Source organism: Candidatus Binatia bacterium (assembly GCA_036382395.1).
Classification (GTDB): domain Bacteria; phylum Desulfobacterota; class Binatia; order HRBIN30; family HRBIN30; genus JAGDMS01.
On the sequence record DASVHW010000238.1, the window covers coordinates 26,374 to 47,257 of the forward strand.

Here is a 20,884-nt window from a genome sequence, read left to right on the forward strand (position 1 = left end):
CGCAGCGCTACGCCGATGCGCGTTCAATAATGTGCAGCGGCACCTCGACCCGCGTCTGGCGCCGTAGCAATTCCATCAACACCCGCACGCGGCCCCGGCCGCAGCCAGGGTTCTCAATGATTCCGATCAACCCTTCAAACGGACCGTGCTTGATACGCACCACGTCGCCCTGCTTAAAAACCGGTGCGGCGTAGAGGATGCCTTCCCGCCCAATCCGCGCGTGCAAGAACTCAATCACCTTATCATCCAACGCGCAGGGCAAGGCCCCGAACCCGATGAACCGGCGCACCCCGGGGGTCCACGCCACGTCAAAATACTGCTCATAGAGATCAATGCGCACAAAGAGATATCCCGGAAACAACGGGGCGACGGCCGACTTGAGCCCCAACCGCAGGGATTCCACTATCCGGGGCAGAAAGGTATCCACGCCGCGCCGCACGAGTTGGTCTTGCGCGAACTGTTCGCGGCGCGCCTTCGTGCTGATCACAAACCACTGTGGATTCACTGGCACGACCTCACCTGCCTCGCTCAATCCCCAAGCTGCGCAATCCGCGTATCGTCGCGAAACAGCTTCTGCACCTGTCTCCCGACCCCGGCGATCTCTTCGCGATCCGTGTAGCCGGAAAGCACGACCCGGAACACCGGCTTCTCAAATCCCATGCTCCCCCCTGAGACATGCGCCTCAAAGCCACGGCTGTGTAGCGCGTTTTGAACCGCCGCTGCCCGGAAAGCATGAGGCGTCGACAACACGAGCAGGGCGTAATGGCCGGATCCGTCGCGGAAGATCGGAAAACCGTCTCCCAGTTCCGGCAAGTGGATCGTCTGACCGACGGTAATCAGGTTGATGTCCCTCAGCTCAGGGTTTGCGAGCTTCAGCAGGTCCAAGACCGTGTAGCTCGCCTGCCCATACTTGCGACGCGCGATACCCGACACCGAGTCGCCGCTGCGCACAACCACATGTGTCAGCGGCATGCCCTCCAAGCGTGGCTGGCGGCCGACGTCCACCACGCCACCCGAACCGGCAGGATCTTCCCGTTCGGCCTCCTTCATTTCCATGGGCACGGATTCGCGCTGCGTCCGGTTGAGCGCAGTCGCCTCTCCCTTCGGCAGCGGCTCGCTCAGTTTCCCAGTCGAGTGCGCCTGCTCATCCTTTGGCGGATTCAGCGCCACTGGCACCGCTTCCGGCGCCGATACTGGCCGTTCTGACGCGACGTTTGGATGCTCCACCTGCGGACCACCGAGTACAACTTCCTGACTTGCCCGCGCGCCATGAACGCTCGCCTCTCCATCGCTCTTCTGCGCGGCATCGGAACCGGGAACAGGCGGAACAATCGGGGCACTCCTGCCCTCGCTGGCGCGATCGTCTGGGGTACCCACATCGCCCGCCGTCACCGGTTCTTGAGCGGCGATCGCCTTGGCGGGCGGCGGCGGCGAAACTCGATTGGCCCGGTCATCGGAAACGGGGGCGGTGTTACCGAAGCTCTCGGCTGGTCGGGCCGCGGGGGCTTCGACCCCCGTACCCTCGGGCTGCGAGCCCGGCCGGATGACCTCCAGTCTCGGCCGCACAAGCTCCGTCGATACATTCTCTTCTGCTGGCCTGAGCAGCATGGTTCGGCCAACCGAAAGTAAGCCGACGGCAACCGCTACGATGAGGACACTTATGACGGCCAAGCGAGGCCGCCAGCGGCTTTGTGAGGCGGCGGACGCCACAGGCGACACTGACGGCGCCGAGGAAGTGTGAACCGGACGCTGCTCCTCCGCCAATGGCTCGTTGGACAGCAGATCAGCAGCCGCTTCGGTGATGATCTCCGCCCCAATCCGCTTCTTGCCAAGCGCATAGCCGATCACCAACGCATTGTCGCAAGCGACGTTGACCAAACGAGGAATGCCGCGCGAGAAATGGTAAATCTGCTCCTCGGCTTCATGCGAGAACAGCTTGAGGTCCGGACAGCCAGCTGCCTGCAAGCGATACTGGAGGTATTCCGTTATCTCATCCCTCGACAGCGGCAGCAGCCTGCTATTGATTCCGATCCGCTGTCGGAGTTGCCGAAGAACCGGGTTACTCAGCTTCTGCCCGAGTTCCGGCTGTCCGGAGAGGACAATCTGCAATATCTTCTCCTTCGCGGTCTCGAGATTCGACAGCAAGCGGAGGTCCTCCAGCACCGAAAACTCCAGGTCTTGCGCCTCATCAATCAGCAGCGCCACGTTGACCCCAGCCCGCAATTCATCGAGGAGGAAGGCGTTGAGTCGCTGCAGCATGTAGAGTTTTTTCCCGTTGTGAACAGGGAGGTCGAATTCGGCGAAGATGTACTCGAGGATTTCCTCGAAAGTCACATTGGTATTGAAGATGAAGACCGACTTGGTCTTCGCGTCGAGATCCTCGAGCAGTTTGTTCAACAGAGTCGTCTTGCCCGTTCCGGCTTCGCCGATCAGGGTGATGAAGCCCTTGCGTTGCGTGATCCCGTAATTGAGCGACGCCAGCGCCTCGCGGTATCTGGCGTTGAGGTACAGAAACTTCGGATCGGGCGTAACGTTGAAGGGGCGTTCGGTCAACTGATAGAAGTCACAGTACATTGGACGCCTCATCCTCTAAGGGCAACCACCGTGCCACGCACGGGTCGACCCCCAGGCCCACCCAATGTCGTCCCCCCACTTGCATCAGCGCCAGATCAGACGATGAGAAGCGCCGCAAACTCGCAGCAGCGCCAGTCGGATTCCAAACGGACCTCATCATTCGTTCCCGGACGATATGCGCGGGCCGCCGCGGCGAAGCTCGCTGGGGCGCAATCCGTGGAGGTGGATCTTGCGGTGCAAAGTGGCCTGGTCGATCACGGCATGTCGCGCCGCCGGAGCAATGCTGCCGTGGTATTGCTTCAAGACCCGGGCGAGGTACAGTTGCTCCGCCTTCTTGAGAAACTGCCGCAGCGACAACTGGTAATCAGCAAGCTCCGCGGCACCGGAGACTTTCTGTTCCTGACCAGGCACGTCGACCTCGCGTATCGTATCGCCCTTTGCACGAAGGACGGCGCGTTCCATTACGTTGAGCAGCTCACGTATGTTGCCGGGCCAGCCGTACCCCATAAGCAACGCCAGGGATCGCTCCGAAACGCGGTTGATACCCTTTTCACGTGCCATGGCGTTGCTGCGAAGGAAGTCCGCGACAAGCAGGGGCACGTCGGCAGCGCGCTGCCGCAAGGGTGGCAGTTTAACCGGAACGACGTTGATCCGGTAGTAAAAATCCTCTCGCATGTGCCCCGCCGCCACCGCTTCACTGAGGTCTCTGTTCGTCGCTACGACCACGCGCATGTCAACGCTCACCCGGCGGTTGCTGCCCAGTCGCTCGATGGCCCGCTCTTCAAGAACCCGCAACAACTTCGCTTGCATCGTCAAGGGGATGCTCTCGACCTCATCCAGGAAAAGCGTGCCCCCATTCGACAATTCGATCTTGCCGACGTGGTCCTGCATCGCCCCGGTAAAGGCGCCGCGTTCGTAGCCGAAAAGCTCGCTTTCCAGCAGTGATTCAGGGACGGCGGCGCAATTGATGGCGACGAACCGTCCCGCCTTGCGCTTCCCCTGGAAATGTATCGCCCGCGCCACCAATTCCTTGCCGGTCCCGGATTCGCCCGAAATCACGACCGTCACATCGCTATGCGCCAGCGTCTCGATCGTGGAAAACACCTCCATCATCACCGGATCGCGGCTGACCATGTTCGCAAAGGTGTAACGATCCGACAGCTGCTTACGTAGATACTCGATTTCATCCAGCAGCCGCCGTCGTTCGAGAACTTTCTGCGTGGCGAGCAGGATGTCGTCGGGCTCAAACGGCTTGGTGATATAGTCGCAGGCACCGCAGCGCATGGCCTCGACTGCCCCCTTGATGGTACCGTAACCGGTAATCATGATGACATCGACCGACGGCCAGCGCTCGCGAATCTCGCTGATCAGCGTGATACCATCGCTTCCAGGCATTTTCATATCGACCATCGCCAGGGTGAAATCCGAGGCGCTGAGCTTCTCTAGAGCTTCCTGCACGTTCGCTGCCGACTCGACGGCGTACGCATGAGTCACGTACAGCCCTTCGAGCTGCCGCCGGATTAGTGGATCGTCGTCCACAACGAGGATGCGCACCGGGCCCGCAGCCAATGGCGTTAGAATTGGAGCGGTAGCGCTATCTCCCACGACGTTTCCCCCGAGGTTTGTGGATGTTGTTGCAAGGTCCCACCGTGCGTCTCAAGGATCTTTTGTGCCACCGCCCACTGCATCTCCGCCTGCGACAGACGTCTTGAATCGAATGGCGCCCGCACACCCACCACGCGAAGGACCAAGGAGCGGCCCGATCTTCCCTTGGAAGCCGTGAGTTGGATGCGCTCGTTAGGCTCCGGGTTCTCCCCAGCCAGTTGTTTTGCCAACAGACCAAAGGCCCTTGCCACCTGTCCAGCGTCGACCAACAACTCCCCGTCGAGCCCCTTTCCCTCAATTTCCACGGCGCAGTCAGCCATGGCGCCAATTTGCCGCGCCAGGCTTTCAGCGACGTCGGCGCTAGCGACACGTTGCAGCGTCAAGGAGAGCGGCGAGAAGTAGTCCATCACCAATTGCAGGAAATCTTCCAGTTGACCGATGCTGCTTCCAAGGTGATCGGCTCCCGTCGCATCACTGCGGCGCAGCAGTTCGATAAGGTGGTAAATTCGCTGGAACAAATTCCCAAAAGTATGGCCGGCGTGCTCCACCACGGCAGGGTGGACGGAAATGAGGCACTCCTCGGCCCGCCCGCCATCGCGCTTCTTCTGATCGAGGGCGACGGTCCCTCGTAACGCACCGCCCACGTCGCTACCCCGCAACGCCTTGTATACCGAGCACAAAACCTCTCACGAGCCACCTATCGCTGGCACCATTACCCATTCCTCGCCACTAGCCTTTCGCTTGTACGCAGCAGTTGCTACTGACCTATTTCATGACGGTTACCACGCCCTGTTAAACTTTTTCAAGCGAATTCTGCGGCTTTCGAGCTCAAGGTCGCGGCCGCAGTGTGTACCAAATTCAGCAGATGCCAACTTCAGCATTGACTTCTCGACAGAAAAATGAGCAGGTTCAAAAGTCTGTTCTAGCCAGTCGCCGCTTTGGGGGCGAGGGGAGGGGAAGGAGGCTGCTGATTGGAGCGCCCGTGCCTGTGGGTAATCAATAATTCTCCGTCCATTCAGGAGACGATTTCGATCGTACTCGGGGAGGACTACCGCGTACGCGCCCTCAGCTGTGAAGAGTATGTGCGCGACCCGTCCAAGGTTCGAGAAGCGGACCTATTGGTGCTGGAAGCGGATGCCCTCCCGCAGAAGTCAGTCACGCTCCTCCCGCCCGACACCCCCGTACTCTGGCTACTCGGTCCCGGCAGTTCCCTGTCTACGTTTCCCGACCGAGCGGCGGCCCTGCCCTATCCTTTCCGGCCTGACGATTTGCGCGCCCGGACGCAGGCGTTGCTGGCACACCGGGCGCAGGTCCCCTCGACGTCGGGGGCTCGATCCAACATCGAGTACCCTGTACTGCCAAAGGAAGCCCTGCTGCTCGCTCATCGAGCAGCAGGGACAAGCTTCCCAGTCTTGATTTGCGGGGAGCCTGGGACGGGGAAGGCACGACTAGCTCGCGCCATCCACTCGCTCGGGCGCAGCGGCCAGTTTCTGATGCTGTCCGCCAGCAGCTGCACTGCCGCAGCGCTCCAGCAAGTCGGCAGCGTCACCCCTGGAAACCTGACGGTGTTCATCGACGAAATCAGCAGCGTGACTGCAGAAGGAACACAGCTCCTGTTCGAGTTGATTGACTGTGGCGGCTTATCCTCAAACGCTGGCTGGCATGCCGTGCGTCTGATCTGCGCAACGGCGCAGAGCTTCGAAGGTCTCGCGCGAATGCCCGGCTTTAGCCAAGAACTGCTTTACCGTATCAGCGTGTTTCCGATCACCCTCCCCCCCCTACGGGAACGGACGTCGGATATTCCCACGCTGGCGGAACATATCGCCACGGAACTGGCCCGAGGGCAGTCCATTGAGCCCGTGACCTTCACTCAACGCGCCATAGAACGGCTGGTGCGCTACCTGTGGTTCGGAAATTTAGCGGAGTTCGAAACGGTGTTGACCCGTTCGGTGGTACTCGCTCAACGCCCAACCATCGATGCGGCGGATCTGTTGTTCGGATACGGACGGATTGTGCCCCGCCCAGACGAGGAACCTGCAGCGGCGAAGGAAGTTGCTCCCGAGGCGGCCACGAGTGGCGCCGTCGACCTGATCATCAACGAGCTGGCTCACGAGTTCAAGAACCCAATGGTGACGATCAAGACAGTGGCACAACACCTGGAGCGACTGCTAGCGGACGAAACTGGACGCGAGCAAGTCGCCCGACTCACGGGCGAGGCGGTCGACCGCATGGACCGGGCGTTGGAGAATCTCCTGCAATTCACGCGATTCCGGGTGCCGGCCCCTGGCGATGTGGCCCTGAACGCCATCCTCTCTCCCTGCCTGACCGAACTCGCTCCCGCCCTCGCGGAGCGGCGCCTGTTGCTGAACTACCGGCCTGCGGACTCAGTGGCCATTTTCGTCGACGCCGCACAGATTGGATATGCCTTTGATAACCTCTTGCGAGTCATTACCCGCGAGCTGCCAGAGGGACAAACGCTTTCCGTGCGCCCCTTAGAAGGAACGGCGGGAGTGACTTTCGAGTTTGGCGGCGCGCGCAACCTCATTGCAGGCAAGCTTGCACAACTCCTCGACCACGCTCCAGCGGATGCAGCATCGTTGCTGCCTTTGGGCCTAGTATTCGCCAAGACGCTCATCGAACGGAACGGAGGCCGCATCCAACTAGATAACCTCCGCGACGTCACCGCGATAAGCGTTTGGCTCCCGAGCCGAGAGGAGATCGCACCGAGAAATGGTAAAACGGCGAGTCTTAATAATTGACGACGAACCTGGCGTCCGCGAATCCCTCCGAATGGTGCTTAAAGAGCGCTTTGAGCCGTTCGCCGTCGCCTCGGGCCAAGACGGGCTTGATCTGCTTAGCAGCCAGCCCGTCGACGTTGTGCTCTTGGACATTCTCATGCCGGGACTGGATGGTCTGGAGGTTCTCGAGCGGATCAAGGAACTGAACCTGCCGGCGCAAGTCGTGATGTTGACCGCCACCAAGACCGTCAAGACCGCGGTAACCGCGATGAAGTTGGGCGCTTTCGACTACGTGACCAAGCCGTTTGACGTTGATGAGTTGCTGCTCATCGTTGATCGGGCGGTCGAGTCAGCGGCGCTGGCACGAGAAGTGGACGCGCTCCGCTCCGAGGTGGGGTTGCGATACAGCTTCGAGAGCATCGTTGGCAATTCCCCGAAACTACAGGCCGTCCTCAAGTCCGTTTCCATGGTGGCACCACTGAAAACCACCGTGCTCATCACCGGGGAGAGTGGTACCGGCAAAGAGCTGATTGCAAAGGCGCTGCACTACCACAGCCCGCGGGCTCACAAGCCCATGATAACGATCAATTGCGCCGCCATTCCGGAAAACCTCTTGGAGAGCGAGCTATTCGGACACGAGCGCGGGGCCTTCACCGATGCCTACGTCAAGAAGGTTGGACAGTTCGAGCTGGCCGATCAAAGCACGTTGTTCTTGGACGAAATTGGCGAGATGAATCCAGCGACTCAGGCCAAGATCCTGCGGGTCCTCGAACAGTCCGAATTCACCCGCATCGGAGGCACTCAGCCCACCCAGGTCGATGTCCGCGTGATCGCGGCGACCAACCGCGATCTGCACCAGGGAATGCGTGATGGTAACTTCCGTCCGGATCTCTACTACCGCTTGAACGTCGTCTCGGTCCACCTCCCCTCCTTGCGCGAGCGACGCGAGGATCTCGTTCCGCTGGTCCATCACTTCCTCACAACAAAATCACAGGGGCTTGGTTTGCCAGAAAAATCCTTCACTGCCGAGTCGCTTGACCTCCTGATGCAATACTCCTGGCCGGGCAACGTCCGAGAACTAGAGAATCTTATCGAACGAGCGATGGTTCTGTCGCAGGGCCTCACCATGACCGCCGACGACCTGCCGCAGTATCTTCGGAACGGGAATGGCCATGAACACCCGGTTCAGCAAAGCGTTCTCCGCGGCGAGACCAGGCTGGCCGAAGCCGTTGATCAATTTGAACAGGAATTGATCCGCAACGCCTTGACGCAAGCACAGAACAATCAAACCCGCGCCGCCGAGATCCTCGGCACCACCCGGCGCATTCTGAAGTATAAAATGGATAAGCTCCGCATCGTCGCTCTGGAGTAGCCTCCCGACTTTGGTGGCAATTCCCCGCCGAGGCGTCCATATTTGTACGCCTCGATCTCACTTCAAACCCACAGTGGTGACCGCCCCGCAAATCTTTCCGAACCCAGAATGCGCTTTAAAACCTAGGCTCTAGGCTTCGGAGCTAGAACACCACTTCACCTTGCAGTCTGGTTGGCACTTCCCGTGCTACCTGCTGAGCCGCACCGATCTGGCACATGCTGCTCCGCGAGGTAAAGTTCTATGGGTGAAGAAAGAGCATCCCTTCTGATCGTCGATGACGAGCGGGGCCCGGCCGAGTCCCTGCGTATGATTTTCAAGCCATCGTATGATGTCTTCACGGCGAGTGGCGGCCAGCAGGCGCTCGATATTCTGCATTCGACGCCGATCGACGTTGTGACCTTGGACCTCCGCATGCCGGCAATGTCCGGAGTCGAGGTCATGGAGCGGATCAAGGAATTCGATCCCGACGTCGAGGTCATCGTGGTGACCGGCTACAGTTCGCTCGACTCCGCGATCCGAGGACTTCGACACGGAGTATTCGACTACATCTCAAAACCATTCGACGTACCGCAAATCTCCGATCTCGTGCGCCGGGCGTTGGCACGCCGGCGTGCCAACCTGCGTGCCCGCCGTGCCAAAGAAGACTTTCTGGCAAATCTGTCACACGAGTTGCGCACCCCGCTGAGTGCCATCATTGGCTACAGCTCCATTCTGACCGAGGAACTGGAGAGGGTAGTCGACCCGGATCAACGCGCCGCACTCGACCGGATCCAGGCCAACTCTTACGACCTCCTCAACCTCGTCGAGGGCGTACTCCTGCTGAACGCCCTCGATGCCGGTGAAATCACCCTCAACATCGAAGCCTTCGACGTCGGCGATATGGCCAGGCGCGCTATCGAAAAATTTCAGGCGTCGGCGAATGAGAAAAGATTGTCGATGCATCTGGAAAACGACGCCACGGACTTCATGACTGTTACCGACGAGGGAAAGCTTGAACGGATCGTGTGCGCCCTGCTCGACAACGCCGTCAAGTTCACCCAGGCCGGCACGGTTTCGGTCGCCATCCGCCGTGCAACGCAACCTGCCGCACTCGAAATTGAGATCGCTGACACCGGACTCGGCATGGAGCACGAGACAATCGCCCAAGCCCTCGAAGGGCTCACCCAGGGAGACTCCTCTCCGCGGCGGCGCTTTCGGGGTCTCGGGTTGGGCCTGCGGATGGCAACTCGCTTGATCGACCTCTTGGGCGGGAGCCTACAGATCCGCAGCGAGCTGGGACACGGCACGCACGTCACTATCACGATCCCTTCGCGCCAGAACGCGTTGAGCCGGTCCCTCCACTGATGAGCTTCTGGGACAACACACTCTTGGTCGGTTGCCGTGACTGCGGGGTACTGGTACTGCACCCAGCAACGTGCCACACAACCACCCCACCGGATGAGGCATCAGAAGAATTCATCGCCGCCTTCTGGAGGTTCGTTGCCGACCATCAATCACACGCGATCACATGGCTGCAACGACACGGCACCGAGGTCGCTTCCGACCGCGCCCTGTGGGATCCGATGGCGACGATTACTTTCGAAGCGACAGACGGGCATCAGGTATATCTCGTGAATGGAGGTCGGGCCGCAGTCGAAGAGCCGCGCATTTACCGCTTCGCCCCCGGCACGCTCGACGTGACCAATTCGGAAATCCTCATCGACGACCGCGACCTGCGGCGGGGCCTGGACGTGACCTTCTACCCTCACGCGCTCCGCCTGACGAAACTGGACCGCTTCGTTTCGGTGGTCCGCGACGTCGTCAGCCATCTCAACCCGGACGCGCTGACCGTTGCCTTCGATGATGCCGAGGACCCCGCCGTCAGCGTCGCACGCATGCCCGACGAGACCTATCAGGAACTCCTGGCACGTTGCGCCGAAATCTTCGACCCGTCGGAGTTCGACACCCTGACCAAGTTCCTCCAGAGCAACCGCTATGAAGACGGGCTGCTGGCTTTGCGCGTGCGCCGCGAGTACAGAGCATTGCCCGCATAGCGGCCCCGCCCAACTTCTCGCCTCAGCGTAGCTTGACTGACGGGAAGCCCTCTACTACAGAACTAGTGTTTGTGGTAGCTACGCCTCATGTCGAGCATCGTCGATGCCGCTGCGGTTCCGGGCCGCCTATGCCATACCCGTGCCGTGGTACGTGCCCCGCTCGAGCGGGCTTTGGACGGCCTGGCCATCAACGATGCCGATGCGCACGCATTGATCGCGGCCGACGCTCCCGATGAACTCAGCGCCATCCTCGCGGTCGCGGGACACGTGCGTACGCGCACGAAGGGAACCGTCGTCACCTATTCCCCCAAGGTATTTCTACCGGTCACCAACCTCTGCCGCGATCGGTGCTCGTACTGCACGTTCCGCAGCGATCCCGGCGACGCGCATGCGTGGACGATGCGCCCGGAGGAAATCCGCACCGACTGCCGCGCCGGACGTCTTCTCGGCTGCATCGAGGCGCTCATGTGCCTCGGAGACAAGCCGGAACTGGCGTTTCGTTCGTACCGCGCCACATTGCACGGGCTCGGACACACCAGTACTATCGGCTACGTGCATCAGGCCTGCGAGATCGCCTTGGAGGAGGGCTTGCTGCCTCACACCAACGCCGGGGTGATGAGTCGCGAGGAGATGGCTGCGCTCAAGCCCGTCAATGTCAGTATGGGGCTGATGTTGGAGAATGTCAGCCCGCGGCTGCGATGCAAGGGTGAAGCACACTACTATGCGCCGGACAAGGATCCGGAACGGCGCCTGAAGATGTTGCAGGAAGCCGGCGATCTCGGCATTCCCTTCACCACGGGCATCCTGCTGGGCATCGGTGAAACCCGCGCCGAGCGCGTCGCCAGTCTCGCCGCCATCCGTGACTTGGATCGGACCTACGGGCACATCCAAGAAGTGATCATCCAGAACTTCCGCGCCAAGCCCACAACGGTGATGGCGGCGCACCCGGAACCCGAAACCGTCGACATCGCCCTGACCATCGCCGTCGCACGACTGATGCTGCCTGACATGAACATTCAGGCCCCCCCTAACCTCAGCCCATACGATCACCGCTTGTTTCTCGCCGCGGGCATCAACGACTGGGGTGGCATCTCCCCACTGACCCCTGACTACGTGAACCCCGAGGCACCCTGGCCACACATCACCACGCTCGCGGAGACCTGCCGTACCGAGGGCTTTCTGCTGCGGCCACGCCTGCCGCTGTATGCGGAGTACCTCGACCGCCCAGGCTTCCTCGAACCTGCCTTGCGCCCTATCGTGGCACAGCGCGCCAACGAGAGAGGAGTACCGTCATGTTGATGAATCAACTCCGAGAGCTGGTGCACGACACACGACCGCTCGAAGCCGTCATTGCCGCCGCCCAGCCACGGATCGCCGGGATTCTGGAACGGTCCCTCGCGCGCATGGAACTCGACTTCGACGACGGCCTCGCGCTCCTCCATGCGCAGGGCCCCGACCTGCTCGCCCTGATTCGCACGGCTGATTTCGTACGGTCGGCAGACGTGGGTCCCGTCGTCACCTACATCGTCAACCGCAACATCAACTTCACCAACGTGTGTTTCGTCGGCTGCCAGTTCTGCGCCTTCGCGCGCCACCGGAAAGATACCGACGCGCGCACCGACGATACCGAACAGGTGTTGTCCAAAGTCCAGGAAGCCGTCGATCGCGGCGCCACCGAGATTTGCATGCAGGGGGGTATCAACCCCGAGATGGAGGCGTTTCAATACCGCGACTTGCTTCTGGCGATAAAGGCCCGCTTCCCCGCGATCCACATGCACGCTTTCTCGCCGATGGAAATCATGTACGGTGCGCGCCGCACCGGCATGAACTATCGCGACTACATCACCATGCTGAAAGATGCCGGGCTCGGAACCATTCCCGGCACGGCGGCCGAGATACTCGATGATCAGGTGCGCGAGGTCCTCAGCCACAAGAAGGTCGATGTCCGGACCTGGGTTGAAATCATCACGACGGCACACCGTGTCGGCGTGCCGACCACGGCCACCTTGATGTATGGGCATATCGAGAAACCGGAGCACATTGTCCGCCATGTCGAGCTGTTGCGTTCCATCCAGAAGGATACGGGTGGTTTCACCGAATTCGTGCCGCTCCGATTCATCCATACCTACACCGCGCTGTATCAGAGGGGTCTGGTCGACCCGCCGCCGAAAGGCGCGGTCGACATGCGCCTGTACGCTTTCGCACGCTTGATGCTGCGCGGAGCGATCGACAACTTGCAAACATCATGGGTAAAACTCGGAACCGAGCTCGCACAAATGAGCCTGAAGGCAGGCTGCAACGATTTCGGCGGCACGCTGATGGAAGAGCAGATCTCCAAGTCCGCTGGAGCGGATGCCGGCGAGTATCTGCCTGCCGAGAGCATCCGCACACTCATCGAGACGGCCGGACGCACGCCGGAGGAGCGCACGACAACGTATGGCAGGGTCTCCGCAAACACGGCGCACGGAACGAGTGACAGTGCTGGCTGGAGGGGTGGGCGCGGCGCGCTTCTTGCGGGGCCTCAGCTCGCTTCTTGATCCACGTAGCCTCACCGTCATCGTCAACACCGGGGACGATGAGAGCTTCTTTGGGCTCCACGTTTCGCCGGACATCGACACCGTGATCTACACGCTCGCCGGCGCCATCAACCCGCTACCCGGCTGGGGGATCAGGAATGACACCTTTTCCTGCCTGGGCGCCCTGAATCGCTTCTACGACGAGACCTGGTTCCAACTCGGTGATAGAGACTTGGCGACGCACATTTTTCGCACCGACGCGCTGCGCCGGGGAAAGACACTGACGGAGGCCACTGCCACGATAGCCAAGGCCTACGGCATCCGTGCCACCGTGATGCCGATGACCGATGCGCTCGTTCGTACCTTCGTCGACGTGGCCCACCGCGGCCCCCTGCCCTTCCAACGCTACCTCGTGCACGGAGGCGGACGTGGACAAGTGCAACGGATCACCTTGCGCGGCGCATCCCAAGCGCATCCCACCCGTGGTGCGCTGGCCGCGGTCCGGCGATCCACCTTCGTCATCATTCCGCCAAGCAATCCGCTTGTCAGCATCGGTCCGATCATCGCGCTGCGCGGGATGCGCCAAGCGTTACGCACCATGCGAGCCCGCGTAGCGGCGGTCAGCCCCATCATCGCTGGCGCCCCGGTCAAGGGACCGTTGCATCACATGCTGAAGGGTCTTGGATACGAGGTCTCTCCCGTAGGGGTGGCCCGGCTGTACCGTGGCCTTGCCGACGTGTTCGTCGTCGACCGGCGCGACGCCGCTCTCGCACCCCGCATTGCGGAGTTGGGGATGCGTCCGGTAATCACAGACACGCTCATGACCGGTACCCCCGCGTCGCGTCGTCTGGCCGCAACCGTATTGTCCGAACTCCGGCGATGACCATCTCCATCACGGCAATCAAGGGCATCCCCACCGTCAAACCTGGCGATGATCTCGCCGCCATGATCTTGGGAGCACTGGAGGCTGCCGGACTGAAGCTCCACACCGGCGATGTCATGGTAGTCTGCCAAAAGGTGGTGTCGAAGGCCGAGGGCAGAATCGTCCAGCTCAACCAGATCACACCGTCATCCTTCGCCAAGCAACTCGCTGCCGAAACGACGGACAAAGATCCACGCGTCGTCGAGGTGGTGCTGCGTGAGACCAAGCGCATCGTCAAAATGGACCGCGGCCACCTGATCACCGAAACTGGTCCCGGCTGGATATGCGCCAATGCCGGAGTCGACGAGTCGAACGGTCTCGGTCCGGAGAGCGTGGTCCTCCTGCCTGTGGACCCTGATGCCTCCGCCCGTCACTTGCGAGCCGCCTTCCGGGAACGCACGCGAGCTGATGTTGCAGTCGTAATCACCGACACCTTCGGCCGGCCCTGGCGAGAAGGGCTCGTCGATTTCGCCCTCGGCCTCGCCGGCATGGAGGCCCTGTTGGACTTGCGCGGCCAGCACGACCTCAACGGTCGCGAGTTGCACCACACGGTGATGGCCCAGGCCGACGCCTTGGCTGCCGGAGCCGGACTGGTGATGCGCAAAGGCGACGGGATCCCTGCGGCGCTGGTACGTGGTTACGACTTCATCCCGGCGGAAGGCGACGCCAAGCGCCTCATCCGCGCCCGCGAGTTCGACTTGTTTCGCTAGGTCTGGTTCCGGCTCGCGCGATGGCGACCCCACTTCCACTTCTCCTCGATACCGACGTCGGCACCGACGTTGACGACGCCATTGGCATCGGTTTCTTGCTCGCCTCGCCCGAAATCGATCTCCGGGCAATCACTACCGTGTCAGGCGACGTGTCCCTCCGCGGCAGAATCGCCAAGAAGCTCCTCACCCTGGCGCGCCGTTCGGCCGTGCCGGTGGCTGCCGGCATCCGCGACCCGATCTTGCGGCAGCGGCGTTTTCTCTGGCTGGGACATGAGGGGCAACGCATCGTCGCGCCCGAAGAGACCCTCCAACTCGCTCCGGCACACGCCGTGGACCTGCTCATTGAAACGCTGTTGCGGGAGCCGATGCAGGTGGCGGCGATCGGACCGCTCTCGAACCTCGCCGTCGCCATCATGAAAGAGCCCGCGGTCATCACCTCCATCCGGCACCTGACCATCATGGGTGGTTCTCTCGGACACCACCCGCAGGTTCCGTTACTCGAGTACAACCTCGCCAGCGATCCTGAGGCCGCGCTGGTCGTCCTGAACCTCGGTATTTCCACCACCCTGGTGCCGCTGGACGTCACGTGGAAAGTATTCTTCACCACCGGACACCTCGACCGCCTCCGCCGCGCAGGCTCGGCGTTCGTACAGACCCTGTGTGACGCAATTGAGGTGTGGGCGCCGATACAGCGCGCCTTCTCCGAATCGGCACCGACATTCCAGCGCGACGCCGTCGCCTTTCTGCACGATCCGCTCACGCTCGCCATTCTCGTCGACCGGTCCTTGGTGACCTTCGAGCGCCTCCGGCTCCGGCCTGCGATTGTCGATGGCATCTTCCGCCTGATCGAGGAACACTCCGCGCCCGAGTTCGAGGTCGCCGTGACGGTGGACGCCCCTCGATGTGTGGAGTTCCTGGTGCAGCGGCTGCTGCAGCTCCCATAAGTCGCGAGATTCTCCCTTTCACCGCGGGCGCCTGCGCCAACGTACTTCCCCCGGGCATCTTGAGCCCGCCGCTTCCCTGCTGTAAGAGCCTGCAGAGGGCAGATGATATGAGCCGCTACTTCGATGACTTCACCGTTGGCGAGGTGATCAAGCACTGGCCGGGGCGCACCATCCGCGATTTCGACGACACCTGGTTCACGCTCATGACCATGAACACCAACCCCATCCACTTCGACGACCACTATGCCAGCCAATCACAGCACGGGAAGTGCCTAGTCAACGGCATCCTGGTGTTCGCCATCGCCGTCGGCATGAGCGTCAAGGACATCAGCCAAAACGCCATCGCCAATTTGGAATACGAGAACATCCGCCACCTGGGGCCCACTTTCCATGGCGACACGATCTACGCCGAGACCGAGATCCTTGAAAAGGCGGAATCAAAGAGCAAGCCCGATCGTGGCGTCCTCTACGTCGAGACCCGCGCCTGGAATCAACACGATGCGCGCGTGCTGTCGCTGCGCCGCCGCGTCCTGATCCCCAAACGGGGACACTGATCATCTGCCGCGACCGTAGATCTGCCCGTTTTCCCAGCGGAGCTTAAATCGAGGGCAGCACAAACCCAAGCCCTGGTCACATTTCTCCCGTATCGACTCCTTTTGTAGCTGAAGTCGGCGGATACCGCACTGGTATGCGCGTTGCTGAGGCGTGCTCGGAACAACTTGTGAACTTCCGCCGAATAGGTTTCCGGTGGAGAGACGAAAAGGAGGGAGAATCATGTGGGGGAAAAAGCTTGGCTGGTTGTTGACGGTGGCGCTCTCGCTGGGAATGCTACCGCAAATAGGGCGAGCGGACGAGCCGAAGACGCTCGAAGAGCGTGTGCAGGAAATCGAGCAGAAGGTTGACCAGTCGAATTTGGCGGCGACGTTGGGGGTAAGCATCCATGGCTTGGTGGCGGTCGACTATCTCTACAATATCAACCGGCCGGCGGGCGGCGCAATTCCGTTTTTGCGCTCGTTTGAAGACAAGAACAACAGCTTCGTGCTGAACCTCGCCAATCTGCACTTCGAGCGCGCTTCGAAGGATGGCCTCGGCTTCGTTTCCGATGTCGATTTCGGAGAGACCGCGAATGTCGTGAACAACAGCACCTATTTCGGCAAGGGCTTCGACGGCAACGGCAATCCGAATCTCGGCAACGGCACGAATTTCTTCGATGTCCGCCAGTTCTACCTCACGTACACCGTCCCCGTCGGCTCCGGCATCAAGCTGCAAGCCGGGCGCTTCGTCACGCTGCACGGCGCCGAAGTGATCAAGAGTTACAACAACCTCAACTACAACATCACCAACTCGCTCTTGTTCGGCTTCGCGATTCCGTTCACTCACACCGGCATCATGGGCTCGTACGCCTTCAACGACCAGCTCAGCATGAGTCTGGGCTTGGTCAACGGCTGGGACAACGTTGTCGACAACAACGACGGGAAGAGCGTGCACGGCATGTTCACCTACGCGCCGAGTCCCAAGTTCAGCATCGCCATCTCGGGCACCTACGGGCCGGAGCAATCGACGCACACGCCCACGAATCCAAACAACCTCGACCCGGGTACCCGCGATCCGCTGCCGTTCGTCGACTCCCACGGTAACCCCTTGGTCGTCCATGCCGCGCGGTCGAAGCGTCTCATGGTGACCACACTCATCACCGTGAAGCCGACGGACCAGCTCACGCTCATCCTCGACCACAACTACGGCAACGAGAGCGACGTCGTGCCACGCAACGGGATGCTCCACACCGCGCAGTGGCACGGCGCTGCCGGCTACATCATTTACGCCTTCACCGACAATCTGTCGGGAACGCTGCGTGCCGAGATCTTCGACGATATGGATGGCATGCGGACCTTGGCGGCCGGGGTCAACGGGTTCGGAGCTGGCGACCAAGCCAACTACTGGGAGTTCACCCCGACTGTCAGCTACAAGATTGTCGACGGGCTCTTCTGGCGTAACGAGTACCGCCATGACGAGTCGGATTCGAAGAAGGTCTTCCCGCTCAAGAGCGGTTTTGCCCGCGGGCAGGACACCCTGGCAACGGAACTGGTGTATACTTTCTAGTCCCACCCCGCCATCTGGGGCCACGCCACAAACCGACGACAACACGCAAAAAGGAAGAGGCCACCCGCACCACGGGCGGCCTCTTCCTTTTTGCGGAATTTCCTGTGGAACCAGCATCAGTGAGGTATTTTCTTCTGCCGCATTTTGCAGACGATTTTTCGGAATCGATGTGCTACAGGGGGTGCCCTGGGCGGAATGGAATCGTGCGACTGACCACAACCGTGATTCTCGCAGGGCTGGCCATCATCACAGTGGCAGCCGCAGGCTTTCGCTTGCCGGCTGTGAGCGACCACCGCGGCGCGGAAGAGCTGCTCCGTGCTGGTGCCCCCTTAGCTCGCCAAATCGGCATCAACGGCGCCCAGCGGATGATACCGACCTCGTTGGTGTTCGCCGCGAGCTTCGCCCAGCCGTTTTTCGAGCACCGATTGAGTTTAGGTGCGCGTCATCTTTTTCGGTTGATGCACGGCACTATTGCGAATCTGGCGAAATACCTGCGTGTGTGCGTAATGAAATGGAGGCGATGGGCTAGTAGCGCGTTGCTGTTCGTGCTCATCGCACCGCTGGCCGCGTTGCTCGATCGGAGGCTGGTGCAGACCTGGCGCGAGCACGGCTTCCGGGCATTGGGCGCTTCCTCGGCTCTCGCCATCGCTGTCTTCGTCCGCTTACTGGTTGACCACAACGCCTCCGCTGTCGGTAAGGGACTGCTCGCCTTAGCGATTGTCTACGGTGTCGTCTCAAACGACCTGATCCCCGACTACGTGTTGCCGCTAGGCATCGTCGATGACGTCATCGCGGTGATTGTTGCCTCTCGTATGTTCACGCGCCTCTGCCCTGACTGGGTCATTGAACGTCATGCGGTCAGGGCGACTCAGGCCTGGGAGTGGCTGCATCGTGCCGCCTACTGAAGCAGCGCCGCCCAGGAGATAAGCACAAGCCCATCGACTTGTGGGCCGGCACCGCTTCAGTTTGATCAGCTGTGGCAGTGGCACCGACGTCGCTCAAGCCTCTCCTCAGAAAAGGAGGGGCCGAACGCGATGGCACTGATCGCGCCCGGGGCGTTCTTGTGGACCACGTATCAGCTGCAGGCGGCGGCCACCGCGCCGGACGGCTCTTCGGTGGCGGGGGACATCTGCTTCGGTATCGCCGGGGGCTGGGCGGTGGTCAGCGCCCTGTATGTCACGGTAGCGAGCGTACGCAAAGGCCGCCCGCTCCTCGCCGCTCCCGCATTGCGGCAGGTCGCCTAGGGCGGCCGGCCGCAGGGATTGAGACGAACTTCCCTGACGCGTACGCTGCATGGCTGGTGGCCTGACGCCACCAGCCATGCTCTGTCATGCCAGAGATTGACTTCTCTCAGCTCACCGATGTGGGCTGTGGCCGCACCGGGAACGAGGACGCCGTCGGCTACTGGCCGCACGAAGACGGAATCGTCTTTGCCGTGGCGGATGGTCTCGGCGGGCACAACGCCGGTGAGGTCGCCAGCAGTCTCGCACTCGAGGTGCTGGCGCGCGAAATGGAGCGCGCCCCCGGCCATTGGTCGATGACCACGCGGCTCAGGCGCGCGATTCAGGAAGCCAATCTCGCAATTTACAACAAGGGCATCACCGTCCCCGAGCTGCGCCGCATGGGAACCACGCTGACCGTAACGGCCTTGGTCGCCGGAAACCTCACCGCCGCTCATGTGGGAGACTGCCGGCTGTATCTCTGGCGTGGGGGCACGCTCGCTCAGCTGACCAAGGACCACACTTGGGTCTGGGAGCAGGTACAGTACGGTGTCCTCTCGCCGGAGGAGGCGCGCACGCATCCGCGCCGGCACATCCTCAGCCGCTGCCTGGGCCACGACCTCATCGTCAGCATCGATACACTCACCCTGGACATTCAACCCGGGACATCCTCGTGCAGTGCAGCGACGGCATCCACGCCTTACTGCCGGAATCCGAGATCGTCGCCACGCTGCAAGGCTCGGCACCCGAAGCCGCTTGCCGAGCCTTGATCGAGCGCGGGCGCGCCGCCGGCGGCGATGACAATCTGAGCGTACAGGTCGCCGCCGTTCTCAACTGTCCGCCGTCCAACGCCCGTCGCTGGTGGCAGCTCGGAGGCTGAGGTTCTTTCCTCTCCCTCCGCGAGAGGATGAAGGTGAGGGGCTGTAGCCAGCGCTTCGACCTTTTGAGTTGCACGACCTCTTGAGTTGCTTGCCCCTTGCCCCTTCCGACCGCTAAGGTGCCCCCGCTATGGCTGATCTAGCTCCCGGCCAACGACTGGACCAGTATGAACTCCTCAGCATGATCGCACGCAGCGGAATGGCCACGATCTTTCACGCGCGTGACCTGGAGAATGGGCACGCCGTCGTCCTCAAGGTCCCTCACCTCCAGTATGAAAGCGACATCGTCTTTCACGAACGCTTTCTGCGCGAGGAAACAATCGGCCAACGCCTGGATCACCCGGCGATCATCAAGATGTTCACACCACGACAGAAGAGCCGGATGTACTTGGCCATGGAATATGTCGAGGGCGAACTGCTCAGCGGCCGCCTGCGGCGCGAAGGCCGGTTGCCGGTGGAGACCGCCGTGCAACTCGCCATCCAGACCGCCGATGCGCTGGTCTACCTGCACGACAACAACGTGGTGCACCGCGATCTCAAGCCCGAGAACATCATGATCCTGCCAAAAGGGGAGCCTCAAGCTCATGGACTTCGGCATCGCGCTCGACACCACCTTGCGCAAAGTGACCTGGTCGGGCCTGTCGCCGACGATGGGCACCCCGGACTACATGGCACCGGAACAGGTGAAGGGATTGCGCGGTGACGTCCGCACCGACATCTACAGCCTGGGCGCCATTCTGTACGAGATGCTGACCGGCGAGGTGGCCTTTTCCGGGGACAATGTGTACGCCGCCATGCGTTCGAAGTTGCGTGAAGATCCCACACCGCCACGCCGCCACGCCGCCTGCGCCCGGGAATTTCTCCGGCTCTCGAAGAAATCGTCCTGCACGCCCTGGAGCGTGACCCGCGCGACCCGGCTGCTGCCCGTAAATAGGGCAGTCCTTACCAAGCAGGCAGTATCTCGATTCATGGCAACTCAGTGCGTGAAATCCGGCAGTCAGAAGATCGGTGGCATCGGCATTGCTGCCGAGCCCGAGGTGAAGCACCACGCCAGTGGTCTAGCCGGTGACGGACGGGTCTTGCACTGGCTCAAATCCATCTGAGAGGAGCGGGAAAAGGATGAATGCCAAAGAAGTCATCAAGTTCATGAAGGATCACAAGGCGGTGGCGGTGGATTTCAAGTTCAACGATTTCCTCGGCATCTGGCAGCACTTCACCGTGCCGCCGAGCGAGATGGAGGAAGCCGTGTTCGAGGAAGGGCTGGGCTTTGAT

General features: G+C 61.3%; 20 protein-coding genes. 16 read left to right on the forward strand and 4 right to left on the reverse strand.

The features are described 5' to 3' along the window. Positions 1–7 precede the first annotated feature (7 nt). From VF515_11145 to VF515_11160, 4 genes are all read right to left on the reverse strand, one after another. Positions 8–511, reverse strand: a complete 504-nt coding sequence (locus tag VF515_11145) for a transcription termination/antitermination NusG family protein (GenBank protein ID HEX7408187.1) — start codon at positions 509–511, stop codon at positions 8–10. Between the two features lie 17 nt (positions 512–528). Continuing rightward, complete coding sequence (locus VF515_11150; GenBank protein HEX7408188.1) at positions 529–2,574, reverse strand: AAA family ATPase; 2,046 nt, start codon at positions 2,572–2,574, stop codon at positions 529–531. A 156-nt stretch (positions 2,575–2,730) separates the two neighbouring features. Next, positions 2,731–4,128 carry a sigma-54 dependent transcriptional regulator gene (locus VF515_11155; GenBank protein HEX7408189.1) on the reverse strand — a complete coding sequence of 466 codons (1,398 nt, stop codon included), beginning with the start codon at positions 4,126–4,128 and terminating at the stop codon, positions 2,731–2,733. A gap of 20 nt (positions 4,129–4,148) precedes the next feature. Then, on the reverse strand, positions 4,149–4,838 hold the full coding sequence (locus VF515_11160) for a hypothetical protein (GenBank protein ID HEX7408190.1): 690 nt from the start codon (positions 4,836–4,838) through the stop codon (positions 4,149–4,151). Positions 4,839–5,150: 312 nt separating this feature from the next. On the opposite strand from VF515_11160, the gene VF515_11165 reads away from it, so the two are divergent. The 16 genes from VF515_11165 (at position 5,151) to VF515_11240 (ending at position 20,715) form a co-directional block, all read left to right on the forward strand. Next, the gene (locus tag VF515_11165) at positions 5,151–6,938 is read left to right on the forward strand and encodes a sigma 54-interacting transcriptional regulator (protein HEX7408191.1); all 1,788 of its coding nucleotides are present in this window, start codon (positions 5,151–5,153) and stop codon (positions 6,936–6,938) included. 31 nt (positions 6,939–6,969) lie between these two features. After that, complete coding sequence (locus tag VF515_11170) at positions 6,970–8,289, forward strand: sigma-54 dependent transcriptional regulator (protein ID HEX7408192.1); 1,320 nt, start codon at positions 6,970–6,972, stop codon at positions 8,287–8,289. Positions 8,290–8,529: 240 nt separating this feature from the next. After that, positions 8,530–9,633 carry a hybrid sensor histidine kinase/response regulator gene (locus VF515_11175; protein HEX7408193.1) on the forward strand — a complete coding sequence of 368 codons (1,104 nt, stop codon included), beginning with the start codon at positions 8,530–8,532 and terminating at the stop codon, positions 9,631–9,633. Further along, positions 9,633–10,322 carry a hypothetical protein gene (locus VF515_11180; protein HEX7408194.1) on the forward strand — a complete coding sequence of 230 codons (690 nt, stop codon included), beginning with the start codon at positions 9,633–9,635 and terminating at the stop codon, positions 10,320–10,322. Before VF515_11175 ends, VF515_11180 begins: the two co-directional genes overlap by 1 nt. Before the next feature lie 87 nt (positions 10,323–10,409). Next, positions 10,410–11,621, forward strand: coding sequence for a 7,8-didemethyl-8-hydroxy-5-deazariboflavin synthase CofG (gene cofG / locus VF515_11185; GenBank protein ID HEX7408195.1), 1,212 nt, complete (start codon positions 10,410–10,412; stop codon positions 11,619–11,621). Beyond that, positions 11,615–12,859: a 5-amino-6-(D-ribitylamino)uracil--L-tyrosine 4-hydroxyphenyl transferase CofH gene (gene cofH, locus VF515_11190; GenBank protein ID HEX7408196.1), complete on the forward strand. Its 1,245-nt coding sequence runs from the start codon at positions 11,615–11,617 to the stop codon at positions 12,857–12,859. Before cofG ends, cofH begins: the two co-directional genes overlap by 7 nt. Then, on the forward strand, positions 12,801–13,721 hold the full coding sequence (gene cofD / locus VF515_11195) for a 2-phospho-L-lactate transferase (protein ID HEX7408197.1): 921 nt from the start codon (positions 12,801–12,803) through the stop codon (positions 13,719–13,721). Before cofH ends, cofD begins: the two co-directional genes overlap by 59 nt. Beyond that, complete coding sequence (gene cofE, locus VF515_11200; protein ID HEX7408198.1) at positions 13,718–14,470, forward strand: coenzyme F420-0:L-glutamate ligase; 753 nt, start codon at positions 13,718–13,720, stop codon at positions 14,468–14,470. Before cofD ends, cofE begins: the two co-directional genes overlap by 4 nt. A gap of 20 nt (positions 14,471–14,490) precedes the next feature. Then, on the forward strand, positions 14,491–15,414 hold the full coding sequence (locus VF515_11205; GenBank protein HEX7408199.1) for a nucleoside hydrolase: 924 nt from the start codon (positions 14,491–14,493) through the stop codon (positions 15,412–15,414). Beyond that, a complete protein-coding gene (locus tag VF515_11210; GenBank protein HEX7408200.1) occupies positions 15,372–15,968 on the forward strand; it encodes a MaoC family dehydratase in 597 nt (198 codons plus the stop codon). Before VF515_11205 ends, VF515_11210 begins: the two co-directional genes overlap by 43 nt. A gap of 220 nt (positions 15,969–16,188) precedes the next feature. Next, positions 16,189–17,514: a porin gene (locus VF515_11215; protein HEX7408201.1), complete on the forward strand. Its 1,326-nt coding sequence runs from the start codon at positions 16,189–16,191 to the stop codon at positions 17,512–17,514. 203 nt (positions 17,515–17,717) lie between these two features. Beyond that, the gene (locus tag VF515_11220; protein HEX7408202.1) at positions 17,718–18,419 is read left to right on the forward strand and encodes a hypothetical protein; all 702 of its coding nucleotides are present in this window, start codon (positions 17,718–17,720) and stop codon (positions 18,417–18,419) included. A 129-nt stretch (positions 18,420–18,548) separates the two neighbouring features. Beyond that, on the forward strand, positions 18,549–18,758 hold the full coding sequence (locus VF515_11225) for a hypothetical protein (GenBank protein ID HEX7408203.1): 210 nt from the start codon (positions 18,549–18,551) through the stop codon (positions 18,756–18,758). Between the two features lie 86 nt (positions 18,759–18,844). Next, on the forward strand, positions 18,845–19,504 hold the full coding sequence (locus tag VF515_11230) for a protein phosphatase 2C domain-containing protein (protein ID HEX7408204.1): 660 nt from the start codon (positions 18,845–18,847) through the stop codon (positions 19,502–19,504). 238 nt (positions 19,505–19,742) lie between these two features. After that, positions 19,743–20,315, forward strand: a complete 573-nt coding sequence (locus VF515_11235) for a serine/threonine-protein kinase (GenBank protein ID HEX7408205.1) — start codon at positions 19,743–19,745, stop codon at positions 20,313–20,315. Continuing rightward, complete coding sequence (locus VF515_11240; protein ID HEX7408206.1) at positions 20,197–20,715, forward strand: hypothetical protein; 519 nt, start codon at positions 20,197–20,199, stop codon at positions 20,713–20,715. Before VF515_11235 ends, VF515_11240 begins: the two co-directional genes overlap by 119 nt. The last annotated feature ends 169 nt before the right edge of the window (positions 20,716–20,884 follow it).

Bases quoted from the DNA above. Each gene is read 5' to 3' on its own strand.
- VF515_11180 (HEX7408194.1), top strand. From the start codon at position 9,633: ATGAGCTTCTGGGACAACACACTCTTGGTCGGTTGCCGTGACTGCGGG.
- VF515_11150 (HEX7408188.1), bottom strand. From the start codon at position 2,574: ATGTACTGTGACTTCTATCAGTTGACCGAACGCCCCTTCAACGTTACG.
- VF515_11215 (HEX7408201.1), top strand. From the start codon at position 16,189: ATGTGGGGGAAAAAGCTTGGCTGGTTGTTGACGGTGGCGCTCTCGCTG.
- cofG (HEX7408195.1), top strand. From the start codon at position 10,410: ATGTCGAGCATCGTCGATGCCGCTGCGGTTCCGGGCCGCCTATGCCAT.
- cofH (HEX7408196.1), top strand. From the start codon at position 11,615: ATGTTGATGAATCAACTCCGAGAGCTGGTGCACGACACACGACCGCTC.
- cofE (HEX7408198.1), top strand. From the start codon at position 13,718: ATGACCATCTCCATCACGGCAATCAAGGGCATCCCCACCGTCAAACCT.
- VF515_11170 (HEX7408192.1), top strand. From the start codon at position 6,970: ATGGTGCTTAAAGAGCGCTTTGAGCCGTTCGCCGTCGCCTCGGGCCAA.
- VF515_11240 (HEX7408206.1), top strand. From the start codon at position 20,197: ATGGACTTCGGCATCGCGCTCGACACCACCTTGCGCAAAGTGACCTGG.
- VF515_11205 (HEX7408199.1), top strand. From the start codon at position 14,491: ATGGCGACCCCACTTCCACTTCTCCTCGATACCGACGTCGGCACCGAC.
- VF515_11235 (HEX7408205.1), top strand. From the start codon at position 19,743: ATGGCTGATCTAGCTCCCGGCCAACGACTGGACCAGTATGAACTCCTC.
- VF515_11225 (HEX7408203.1), top strand. From the start codon at position 18,549: ATGGCACTGATCGCGCCCGGGGCGTTCTTGTGGACCACGTATCAGCTG.
- VF515_11230 (HEX7408204.1), top strand. From the start codon at position 18,845: ATGCCAGAGATTGACTTCTCTCAGCTCACCGATGTGGGCTGTGGCCGC.
- VF515_11175 (HEX7408193.1), top strand. From the start codon at position 8,530: ATGGGTGAAGAAAGAGCATCCCTTCTGATCGTCGATGACGAGCGGGGC.
- VF515_11210 (HEX7408200.1), top strand. From the start codon at position 15,372: ATGTGTGGAGTTCCTGGTGCAGCGGCTGCTGCAGCTCCCATAAGTCGC.